Annotated in this window: 10 protein-coding genes; 6 read left to right on the forward strand and 4 right to left on the reverse strand. The window is 43.9% G+C overall.

Going from position 1 to position 10,968, the window contains the following annotated elements; all coding sequences use genetic code 11:
• Positions 1 to 6: 6 nt before the first annotated feature.
• On the reverse strand, positions 7 to 531 hold the full coding sequence (locus A3757_RS13415) for an FxsA family protein (protein WP_068509064.1): 525 nt from the start codon (positions 529 to 531) through the stop codon (positions 7 to 9).
• 149 nt (positions 532 to 680) lie between these two features.
• Between A3757_RS13415 and A3757_RS13420 the strand changes: the two genes are divergently transcribed.
• From A3757_RS13420 to A3757_RS13430, 3 genes are all read left to right on the forward strand, one after another.
• Positions 681 to 1,442: an SDR family oxidoreductase gene (locus A3757_RS13420; RefSeq protein WP_068509029.1), complete on the forward strand. Its 762-nt coding sequence runs from the start codon at positions 681 to 683 to the stop codon at positions 1,440 to 1,442.
• A 6-nt stretch (positions 1,443 to 1,448) separates the two neighbouring features.
• The gene (locus A3757_RS13425; RefSeq protein WP_068509027.1) at positions 1,449 to 1,766 is read left to right on the forward strand and encodes an MGMT family protein; all 318 of its coding nucleotides are present in this window, start codon (positions 1,449 to 1,451) and stop codon (positions 1,764 to 1,766) included.
• Positions 1,767 to 2,001: 235 nt separating this feature from the next.
• The gene (locus A3757_RS13430; protein WP_068553714.1) at positions 2,002 to 3,921 is read left to right on the forward strand and encodes an EAL domain-containing protein; all 1,920 of its coding nucleotides are present in this window, start codon (positions 2,002 to 2,004) and stop codon (positions 3,919 to 3,921) included.
• Positions 3,922 to 3,951: 30 nt separating this feature from the next.
• On the opposite strand, the gene A3757_RS13435 is transcribed toward A3757_RS13430, so the two are convergent.
• Together A3757_RS13435 and A3757_RS13440 are read right to left on the reverse strand one after the other, a co-directional pair.
• The gene (locus A3757_RS13435; protein WP_068516461.1) at positions 3,952 to 5,499 is read right to left on the reverse strand and encodes an MFS transporter; all 1,548 of its coding nucleotides are present in this window, start codon (positions 5,497 to 5,499) and stop codon (positions 3,952 to 3,954) included.
• Between the two features lie 74 nt (positions 5,500 to 5,573).
• Entirely contained in the window at positions 5,574 to 6,056 is a 483-nt protein-coding gene (locus tag A3757_RS13440) for a YajQ family cyclic di-GMP-binding protein (protein ID WP_068516464.1), read from the reverse strand.
• Positions 6,057 to 6,356: 300 nt separating this feature from the next.
• Between A3757_RS13440 and A3757_RS13445 the strand changes: the two genes are divergently transcribed.
• Complete coding sequence (locus A3757_RS13445) at positions 6,357 to 7,337, forward strand: response regulator (RefSeq protein ID WP_068516467.1); 981 nt, start codon at positions 6,357 to 6,359, stop codon at positions 7,335 to 7,337.
• A gap of 430 nt (positions 7,338 to 7,767) precedes the next feature.
• Here A3757_RS13445 and A3757_RS13450 read toward each other — a convergent pair whose 3' ends face one another.
• Positions 7,768 to 8,865, reverse strand: coding sequence for a hypothetical protein (locus tag A3757_RS13450; protein ID WP_068516468.1), 1,098 nt, complete (start codon positions 8,863 to 8,865; stop codon positions 7,768 to 7,770).
• A 230-nt stretch (positions 8,866 to 9,095) separates the two neighbouring features.
• Here A3757_RS13450 and A3757_RS13455 point away from each other — a divergent pair, with 230 nt between their 5' ends.
• A complete protein-coding gene (locus A3757_RS13455) occupies positions 9,096 to 10,349 on the forward strand; it encodes an NAD(P)/FAD-dependent oxidoreductase (protein WP_068516472.1) in 1,254 nt (417 codons plus the stop codon).
• A gap of 19 nt (positions 10,350 to 10,368) precedes the next feature.
• A partial coding sequence (locus A3757_RS13460; protein ID WP_156506316.1) for a molybdopterin-dependent oxidoreductase occupies positions 10,369 to 10,968 on the forward strand: 600 nt, incomplete at its 3' end.

The raw sequence follows: 10,968 nt of genomic DNA on the forward strand, positions 1-10,968 counted from the left end.
AAGCACTTATTTTTCTTTTTCTTGTTTTATCTCTTGAAACTCACCTTCGGCGATCTCTTCAGGCGGAACGGTACGTTGGGGAAATTCCTGGGCAGAGAAAGGGTCCTTAACCGGCTGCTCCTCCGCCTGAGACGACTGTCTATAAGTTGTCTGGGAATAAAAGCCGCTTTGTGAGGAATTCTGTACCAGATTTTTCGCAATCATCTTGGCAAACGAAGCTCTAAAGCCCGGCGTCAATAAAATAAAGCCAATCGTATCGGTCACAAACCCAGGGGTAAGCAACAATGCTCCCGCGATTGCCAACATCATCCCTTCACCAATTTCAGAGACTGGCATCTGGCCACTTTGCATCTTCTGATTAGCTCTGATAAAGGTACTCAGCCCCTGTTTTTTAAGCAGCGTCACACCTATGACTGCCGTCAATAACACCAGCAACACTGTATAAAAGACACCAATAAATGAGCCCACCTCAATTAATACCAACATCTCAATGATAGGAACAATCAAGAACAGTAAAAATAAAATTTGCATACTTACTCCAAGTCGAGATTTATTAGTACCCGACTGCATTAATCCTTTTTCTTATCCTAACAAGCCATTAAGATAGATTCTCATTTAAGGGTTAGGGGTGATCCCTCGATACCCAACACGTCCCAATCTGGTATTAATATAGGCAGAACATGAAATTACAAGATGCAGTTATTGCAATTACAGGCGGCGCTCAAGGCTTAGGAAGAGAAATGGCTTTAGGCCTTGCTGAAAAAGGAGCTAATCTCGCTCTGATCGACATGAATGCAGAACGTCTTGATGAAACCGCTAATGAGTGCGAAGCACTGGGCGTCACAGCTAAAACCTATGTTTGCAACGTTGCCCAAGAGGCTGACGTAGAGAACACCTTTAATACGATTGAGCGCGATTTTGGAAAGCTGAATGGCCTCGTTAATAATGCCGGCATTCTACGAGACGGTTTATTGCTAAAAGCTAAAGATGGCAAAGTTAGCCAAACCATGAGCCTGCAGCAATGGCAAAGCGTGATCGACGTTAACCTTAGTGGTGTATTCCTGTGTGGCCGTGAAGCTGCCCGCCTGATGGTTAACACCAATTCAGAGGGTTGTATTATTAATATTTCCAGTATCGCCAGAGAAGGCAATATTGGACAAAGTAATTACAGCGCGGCTAAAGCTGGCGTGGTTGCATTAAGCGTCACTTGGGCCAAGGAACTCGCGCGCTATAATATTCGCTCTATGGCGATCGCTCCCGGTTTTATGGAAACGGAAATGACAGCCAGTATGAAACCTGAGGCTCAAGACCATATGAAGAAAGTTATCCCTTTAGGTCGCCCCGGCCAACCTAGCCATATTCAACAAAGTGTGGTGCACATTTTTGAAAATAATTACCTTACAGGCCGGGTCATCGATGTCGATGGTGGACTAAGAATCTAACTCCCAATGGCAACAAACGAAAGTGAATGCAAGCAGGCTATACTGGCCTGCTTGGCGAGCATCCCCAGCGGGCAAGTCTGTTCTTACGGGAAAATAGCATCCCTGGCAGGGCACCCAGGCAAAGCACGTTACGTCGCCTACATATTAAAACAACTACCTAAAGACAGCCGCATTCCTTGGCACCGAATAATTAATGCTCAAGGAAAGTGCTCCTTCCCGATAGGCTCCGATAAGTTTCTGGAACAAACTTCACTGTTGGAAACAGAAGGCGTGCCTATGCCACTGAGCTCTACTTCTATGTGCCAATATCTCTGGCTTGGCTAAAAGACAATTCAAGTAACATTAAAATTTCACAGCGAAACACAGAAATATAGTCTAAATTTAAGTAGATTCACTTGAAATAGTCATGTGCCGGGTACTTAATGAGAACTCGACTCCTGCTTTCCTAGGTTAAAAAGCATTTTCAGCACGCACTCTAAAGTGAAGTAGAGATAACCTTGTAACATAGAAAATTAATGACTCTACGTTCATTAAGTAACATGCAGTACAAACGAAAGCTATGAAGTACCATAAACTCATTCTAGAGCAGATCGAAAAGCACCTATCAGAAGTGCCGGATGACCCTCGCATTACTGCATTTTTGAATGCCGTACATAATAGTTATGTCGAAGCTGATGAACAAAGAACAACCCTCGAGCGCTCCGTTCAACTGTCAGCAAAGGAACTCATTACACGCAATAAAGAACTAGAGCGCCAAGTTACAGAACTTAAGATAACCCAGAGTGCGCTTAAAGAATCTCATTCACTATTGCATGCAAGTTTAGAGTCGAGCCATGAAGCTCTATTAGTGCTCGATCTGGAAGGTAGAGTCAGACTCTACAACCCAAATTTCTGTGAGATGTTCCGTATCGACCCTGAAGAAAAGAACATCAACCATATAGCAGACTTTCTAAAAGAAACAGAAACCCTCATCAGCGAGCCAAACTCACTGACAGCCGAGTTTAAATTCAGCCTCGAGACTCCCAAAGAGCAGCGTCTGTGTGAAATAAAAACACTAAAGGGTCGAACTATTGAGGCATATTCCAACCCCCAGACGAAAAACAACTCTGGCGAGATTATTGGCCTGGCTTGGAGCTTTAGGGATATCAGCGAACTAAAACTCAAAGAAGAGGAAGCCCGTCACCGAGCTTATCATGACTTGCTTACTGGCCTACCTAACCGCAGGCTTCTATCAAACAGGCTCGATACCGCCCTGACTTCGGCAAGTCAAAACAAAGACCAGACGATTGTCCTGTTTATCGACCTTGATGGATTTAAAGATGTAAATGACTCTCTGGGACACGGTGTTGGCGATGCACTACTCAAGGCCATAACTCTGCGCCTTGAAGCCGAGCTGCCCCCTCACACACTACTATCTAGACATGGTGGTGACGAATTCATTGCAGTGATGGAAAAACAAGATGGCACAGATAATGCCAAACAATTTGCACAAGCAATTGTTGACTCTTTTGGCACACCATTTCATTTAGGCAATGAAGATATTTACATGAGCGCGAGTATCGGCATTGCCGCCGCCCCCGATCACGGCAATGACTCCGACAAATTAATTAGTAATGCTGACATTGCCATGTATCAAGCCAAAAAACGTGGCAAAAATACATATGTGATATATCAAGCAAGTGAGAACGACCAGCCAGCGCATCGCTTAAAAATACGCAGTCAGTTAAATGTTGCGCTAGAGCAAGAGCAGTTTGAGTTATTCTTCCAACCCAAAATTGATCTCGACACTGGCTCCATCAAAGGCGCTGAAGCACTGATCCGTTGGAAGCAAGAAGATGGAAAATATCGCAACCCCTTTGAGTTCATCCCAATTGCTGAAGAAAATGGCCAAATTATTCCTATCAGCCAATGGGTAATTCATCAATGCTGCAAACACCTAAAAGAGTGGCAGACCTATCTTGACTCCGACTTCATATTGGCACTCAACATTTCTGCACGTCACTTCCATAGAGGCTTGCTTCAAGAAGACCTAGCACGCTCACTGGGCACATTTGGAATTGACCCTTCAACACTTGAGCTTGAAGTGACTGAGACCGCAATTATGGACGATTTGGACCTGGCAGTTCAGACGCTCCACGAAATAAAAAGCATGGGTATCAGAACCGCAATAGATGACTTTGGTACAGGCCACTCATCTTTGAGTTATCTGAGAAAGTTACCAATTGAAATCCTCAAAATTGATAAGAGTTTTATTGATGAAATTCTCGTATCACAGGAAGATCGAACCTTAGTTCGAGGCATCATTGAGATGGTTCATGCACTGGGAATACAAGTCGTCGCAGAAGGCGTCGAGAACCATCACATGGCTTCGCTCCTTCAAGATATGCATTGCGACCTTGTTCAAGGTTATCATTATTGCCCGCCAATATCGGAAACAGACTTCATTGAACTTATCAAAAACAGACAATGCTATATTTAACGTTAGCCTACTGTCTATGAACGAGAGCCGCTAAGCATCCTTAAACGCAGAATAACGTTGAATCCAATATATTAAGGCAATAACGGGGACACCCATCAAACTCGCAAGTAAAAAGAAGTTTGAGTAGCCCAAATTATCAACCATACTCCCCGAATACCCTCCGATTACTTTTGGCAAAAGCGTCATCAGCGAACTAAATATTGCATATTGAACAGCGGTAAAAGACACATTGGTCAGGCTTGAAAGGAAGGCTATAAATGCCGCACTGGCCAATCCTGCCGTTAGGTTATCGGCCGAGATCACAAAATACAGCAACTCAATATTATGACCCGACTCTGCCAGCAGCATAAACAAGAGATTAGTTGCGACGGTTAAAAAAGCACCGGTATAAAGCATTTTGATCACACCATAACGAGCAGATAACACGCCTCCTAAAAATCCCCCTGCGATCGTCATAAATAGGCCAAAGGTTTTTACAACCGTCGCGATCTCTGTTTTGCTAAAGCCCATATCCTGAAAGAAAACATTCGCGATTACCCCTAAGACAATATCTGAAATACGATAGAAGCCGACAAATATCAACAATAAGACCGCTAGCTTTAGACCGTAGCGGCTAAAAAACTCTTCAACGGGAGCAATATAAGATTGATGTATGAGTGTCTTTTCGTAAAAGGGGGTATTGGCCATCGAACGAATAAACAGTGCGACAGTTAAAAGCCCTGTAAGCAGGCGTAAACATTCAACTAGCAAGTTCCCTAAAGCAGAGTTCTTAAACAACTCAGCCAAGAAGATTTTCAATTCTGCAGCCAGTTCAGAGCCTAGAATATACACCGATACAAACAGTGCAATACTGGCGACAAATAACAGCAAAAACCTCAGATATTGAGCAGAAGTAAAAGCACTATTTGTATCATTACTTGTGCTCGGCTCTCTCACCATGCAGGTCGTAGCAAGCCCGACTAACATGGTCAAAGACATCAGCAAGTAGGTAGATCTCCAAGCATCATAGACATATTCCTCACCAGATGAGCCAAAAGAGCTGGCCAGTAACAAAGCCCCTGCTCCCGAGACCAGCATGCCAATACGATAGCCCGCAATATAGGTGGAAGACATCAATGCCTGCAGGTCGGTGCCAACAGACTCGATTCGATAGGCGTCGATTACAATATCTTGCGTCGCCGATGAGAACCCCAGCATCACAACCGCAAAAGCCATAACGCTCAAAGCACTTTCTTGAGCCGGGTTAACGGCAGCTATCATTGCGATAGAAGACATAACAGCTAGCTGGGAAATCAATAACCATGCTCTTCGACGCCCCATTCTGGCTGTTAGCAAAGGCACAGGAAGGCGATCAACAAGTGGCGCCCATAAGAATTTGAAAGAATAGGCTAAAGCCGCCCAGCTAAAATAAGTAACCGTCGAGCGTTCGACCCCTGCTTCACGCAACCATAAAGACAGCGAAGAAAATATTAACAGTAAGGGAATTCCTGCCGAAAACCCGAAGAACAGCATCGACAGAACCCGAGGGTGCTTTAGAGAGCTTAAAGACTGGCGCCAGCCTAAGTGTGCTTGAGACATATTTTTATATTTTCATCGCGAATTGAAGATAAAAGCACCCTAAAGGAAGCAACAGCCGATTCAGCGTTCTAAGCTTAATCTCTAAAATTATTGAATTGCAGCGGAATATCAAGATCCGATTCTTTGAAGAAGCGCATCACTTCTTGCAAGTCATCTCGTTTTTTACCCGTAACACGAACTTTATCACCTTGAATTGCCACCTGAACTTTAAGCTTGGCTTCTTTCACCATCTTAACCATTTTTCGTGCAACATCTTTATCAATTCCCTGTTTGATATCAAAACTTCTTTTAACTAACTTGCCCGCTTTACTGTCACCCGCCTCAGTCAGAGAACGAACATCAAGCTTTCGTTTAGCAAATGCCATCTGCAGCATTTCGATAAGCTGTTCAAGCTGAAAGTCCTGCTCGGCTGAAAAAGTGACTCGTGTCCCTTCGACAACAATATCGGCCTGAACATTTTTAAAGTCCCAACGGTTACCTAGTTCACGTTTTGCTTGATCAATTGCATTTGTGACCTCATGCATGTCAAGTTCTGAGACCGTATCAAAAGATGGCATGGTATACTCCCGCGTATCATTAACAATAAATTTTCCCCATTATAGCGGGTAGTGACTTGAGTAGTTACTTGAAAAATCAGTTTCAAGAGAATCTCTTGTAAATGACTTTCGCACAAAGCTAAAAACACGTCTAAACTGGGGAAACAATAATAAAGCTGAGTAACTTTTTCTCGCAGTAGAATTTTGTAGCAACTAAGCACGCTGACCATAAGCGCTTAGCGCTACACGCGATAGCCGAAATAGTAAACGGATTTGTATATCGTATTGAAGAATCAGAGACTCGGATAAGGACCTGGACTCATGCCCAATCTCGATCTTTCCATTCTAGTAGTGGATGACACAAAATTCAGCAGCACAATCATAGCCAAAACGCTTGGCAAAGCAGGCTATAGAGACGTCCGCATCGCCAACGATGCCAACACAGCCCTAGCGATGCTAGACAAGCGCCAAGCTAGTGTACTCATTGCAGATTGGTTAATGCCAGAAATTGATGGCTTAGAGTTAACAGCTCAAGTCCGGCAGTTAGATGAGCAAAACAACCACTTTACTTATGTAATACTCTTGACAGCGAAAGAAGGTAGCAGCGCTCTAAATGAAGCCTTCGACAAAGGTATCGACGACTTCATCTTCAAGTCAGAAATGTCTAAGCAACTTCTTCCTCGCGTGTATGCCGCAGACAGAATGTCAGAGCGACAGAATACTTTACTGTCTGCAAATCATTTGCTCATTGAAAACAATAAACACCTCGAAGAAAAGAATATTGTCGATATTGAAACAGGTATTGGTAATAAACGTCTCGCGCAAGAGACTTTAGCAAACTTTCTCAGGCACACCGAGTCTCGTGGTGGCGCAATTAGTTACATGCTAATTGATATCAAAAACTGGCCTGTCATCAAAAAGCAGCACAACCACATGACCTGTGAAGAAGTCGCACTAGGTATAACGCGCCGCTTAAGAAGCCTAATTCGCCCCTTAGATGTTCTTTGCCGCGTTGCAGAACATCAATACGCGATCATCGCTAACTTTGGCAACATAGATCATTGCTCTATCAGTTCTTATCGCCGCATTCATGATGGTATAAATCTAAAATCTTTCCGCACAGCTTCCGGTTATGTGTCAGTCAAAATCGCATCATGTATTTGTACAGTTGATGATAGTGCCTCAGTGCCGCGCGTAAGTGACATAGAAGAAGGCTGCCAACAGCAAATGCGCCAGGCAATTGAAACAGACACGATTGTAATCTCTCGCTGGAAGAATGAGCCGAACACTAGCATACTGTAAATAGCCCGATTAATACTCCAAAATGGGATAGCACGGCAAGGGGTTGATCATGCTAGGGGTGAAACCCTCCGCCTGCCGTTTTCGTTATTTATTCAATATAAGTAGACTGCCAAAGCCTGTAGACCGAGCCGTCTATAGGCTCGCTAGCAGGCTAGTACATCACATCACAGCACCTCACAATAGCAACACAATCCCTTACAAGACCTTACTCAAAAACTATATTGTTACGGCCTCTTATAACCTAGAATTATTTTCGTGGATTTGAGTAGTATCCCCCGTTAGCGGAGGGTTTTGTTGTACCTCCGCTGTTTTTTCGGGCTGCTATTATCCAAAGCTATTTACAAGTTCTTCATCATTTTCGTTTTGCTTATCTTCAAGCAATTTAGGGCTAAGTTTTTATGAACTTAGCCTTTTTTTGTGTCTGTCCGCTTTAGTAAAGGCGTGTTCTTAGCACTTTCTCCAGGTCATCAGATAACAAAATTTCAAACCTGATACCGATAAAAGGGTTAGTTTTATATTCATATTCCCTAGGAAATGTTGTGCCAATATTCAACTGATAGAAAAACCAGCCTTTATACAAATTACGTCGATAGCGAATTTGCGCAAAATACTCTGATACAACGGTATGATGCTGTCGTTCATCGGCAGAAAATCCAAACGAGTATTCCAGCGCTCGCCGCTGATTGATGTCATGGAAAAAAGCAAGGTTTTGAACGTATCGCCTGTGTCCGTACCTTTCATACCAAACAACGGAAGACTGTAGACGAAGCAGATAAAAGTCACCAACCAAGCGATCAAAATCGAAAGATGATCGGGCTCCTGCCCCCCGGCTTTCATACCAAAACAACTCTGGAGAGAAAGTTAATGACCACTTTTCTGACAAACTCCAGCTACGAATTCCTCGAGCCCTTGAAAATATATCGGGGTCCAAATTTGCTTTAAGCCCCCAGTCAAAGGAAAGGCGATCCCAATGGCGTGCATCAAATAAAAGCCTAAAACTTGCATTAATGCCATCCTCACCGGACTCTTCACTCAAGGAGGACCTAGTACTCTCCTGATCCACGGAGTTTTCTGCTTCTTCATCTTCACTTTCCAAAATAAAACGAAAACGTCTTTTTGTTATGGGTAAATCTAAACTAAAACGCAATCTATGAAGCGCTTCTGTCCCATAGTATTTCGACTCACCTAAGCCCAAATAAAGTTTTACATAACTTTGATTGTGATCTGAAATGGCTTCTAGATCACCCATCAAACCATCAATATATGCGCCTAAAGCAACGATATCTCCGGCCAATGCTCTGCGTTTTGTTTCAATCCAGGAGATAGTCGAATTATCGAAGTAAGGGGAGCCCTCTGCTATCTCATCTTGAGCGCTTGAGTCACCCTCATAGGAAGCTGGCAAGGCGATGTCGGTCTTTTTGAGTTCATTAGCATCGACATAAGAAATGCGCCACGATAACAACACACAGATAAAAACAAGCAAACGATGAAACATTCTATAATTATTTTTATATCGACCTTGGCGCATCAAACAACCCACACGTTGAACCAAAATAGTGCAAAACTAATCCATCCGTGAACCGTATATGAACTTAAGCTAAGTCAATCTTAAGTGCCTTATTAAAGAGACTTGCAGCGTACTTAACCATGTTGAGTTAGAATCATACCTCCAATGGTATATAAATTGCTGCGATAACTTGCAAAAATTAGCAATGTATTGATTATAGCATTCATAACACGGCAGTACGGAGATTAGAGATGAAGCAGCAGCTTGTGGTAATCGGAAACGGCATGGCTGGAATGAAAGCTGTAGAAGAGTTAGTCAGCGCCTCTCCTGAAAAGTTTGATATTACGGTCTTTGGTGCTGAGCCCTACGGCAACTACAACCGAATCATGCTATCCCCCGTACTCTGTGGAGAAAAGTCCATTGAAGATATCATTATTCATGACCGGCAATGGTATCACGACCATAATATAACCCTGTATTCCGGAGCAGATAAGCTGGTTATTGATATCGATAGAAGCAAACGTTGCGTCACAGCACGTGATGGCACTCAAGCACGTTATGACAGACTACTGATAGCAACAGGCTCTAAACCCTTTATTCTTCCTATTCCAGGAAGCAAACTCGAAGGTGTGATCGCCTTTCGCGATATATATGATGTCAATAAGATGCTTGCCTATAGCGAGACAAAAAAGAATGCAGTGGTCTTAGGCGGCGGGCTACTAGGTCTTGAAGCAGCCAACGGCCTTGCGCAGCGAGGCATGCACGTTACCGTTATTCATAGCAAGGAAGTGCTCCTTAACAGACAGCTCGATGCGACAGCCGGTCACTTACTCCAGCAGGAACTCACAAGCCGAAACGTTAAGTTTAAAATGCCGGCCGAGACAGAAGAGCTTCTTGCAGATGATTCAGGGCATGTTAGAGCCGTTCGCTTTGCCGATGGAAGTGAGCTCGACTGCGACTTATTTGTTATGGCGATTGGCGTCAGGCCAAATTTTGAACTGGCTGAGAAAGCGGGCTTACATTGTGAAAAAGGCATTGTTGTCAGCGATACATTACAAACGTACGACCCTAGCATCTATGCTGTGGGGGAGTGCATTCAGCATAGAGGCGACACTTTTGGCCTGGTAGCACCTTTGTTCGAGCAAGCCAGAGTATGTGCTAATCACCTCAGTGGCCACGGTGTTGCGGAATACAAGACTCTCCCCAGTGCGACCAAATTAAAAGTAACCGGTATTAACTTATTCTCACTCGGTAATTTCTTAGGTGATGAAGAAAGCGAGGAAATCCGTTTTTCTGATCCTTCTGCCAAGGTATATAAAAAGCTTGTTATCAAAGATAGGCACATCATAGGCGTTGTTCTATATGGCGATACCAAAGACGGCTCATGGTATCAAAGCTTACTTGAACAGCGCTGCAATATCGAAGACATGAGAGAGTTTTTGATATTCGGCCAAGGCTACTTTCAAACCGCCAAGCAAACTACCACCTTAGATTTAGCGGGTTAGGAACATCAAGATGACTCAAATGATCAACTCAACAGAGACAAGCACAAAACCGCAGGAAATAAAGACCACCTGCGCCTACTGTGGTGTAGGCTGCGGCATTATTGCAACAACACACGCTGATAACAGGGACGTGACAATACAAGGCGACCCGCACCACCCAGCTAACTTTGGCCGTCTCTGCTCAAAAGGCTCGGCACTAGGTGAAACCCTAGATCTATCTAGCAGGCTATTGAAGCCCATTATCAAAGGGAAAACGGCCAGCTGGGATCAGACTATCAATCATGTCGCTACCCGATTTAAAGAAACTATCGATCAATATGGCCCCGAGTCCGTTGCGTTTTATGCTTCTGGCCAGCTCTTAACCGAAGATTATTACGTCGCTAATAAGCTGATGAAAGGGTTTATTGGCAGCGCCAATATCGACACTAACAGCCGTCTATGCATGTCTTCCTCCGTCGTTGGCCATAAGCGCGCCTTCGGCAGCGACACGGTTCCCAACTGCTATGAAGATTTTGAACTCTCTAAGCTAGTTGTTCTGATAGGCTCTAACGCAGCATGGTGCCACCCGGTACTGTTCCAACGCATCAAAAAAGCCAAAGAAACAAACCCGGACATGAAG

Source organism: Oleiphilus sp. HI0117, assembly GCF_001635235.1.

Coding starts and splice junctions, on each gene's coding strand:
- A3757_RS13415 (WP_068509064.1), bottom strand. CDS start 531: ATGCAAATTTTATTTTTACTGTTCTTGATTGTTCCTATCATTGAGATG.
- A3757_RS13420 (WP_068509029.1), top strand. CDS start 681: ATGAAATTACAAGATGCAGTTATTGCAATTACAGGCGGCGCTCAAGGC.
- A3757_RS13425 (WP_068509027.1), top strand. CDS start 1,449: ATGGCAACAAACGAAAGTGAATGCAAGCAGGCTATACTGGCCTGCTTG.
- A3757_RS13430 (WP_068553714.1), top strand. CDS start 2,002: ATGAAGTACCATAAACTCATTCTAGAGCAGATCGAAAAGCACCTATCA.
- A3757_RS13435 (WP_068516461.1), bottom strand. CDS start 5,499: ATGTCTCAAGCACACTTAGGCTGGCGCCAGTCTTTAAGCTCTCTAAAG.
- A3757_RS13440 (WP_068516464.1), bottom strand. CDS start 6,056: ATGCCATCTTTTGATACGGTCTCAGAACTTGACATGCATGAGGTCACA.
- A3757_RS13445 (WP_068516467.1), top strand. CDS start 6,357: ATGCCCAATCTCGATCTTTCCATTCTAGTAGTGGATGACACAAAATTC.
- A3757_RS13450 (WP_068516468.1), bottom strand. CDS start 8,865: ATGCGCCAAGGTCGATATAAAAATAATTATAGAATGTTTCATCGTTTG.
- A3757_RS13455 (WP_068516472.1), top strand. CDS start 9,096: ATGAAGCAGCAGCTTGTGGTAATCGGAAACGGCATGGCTGGAATGAAA.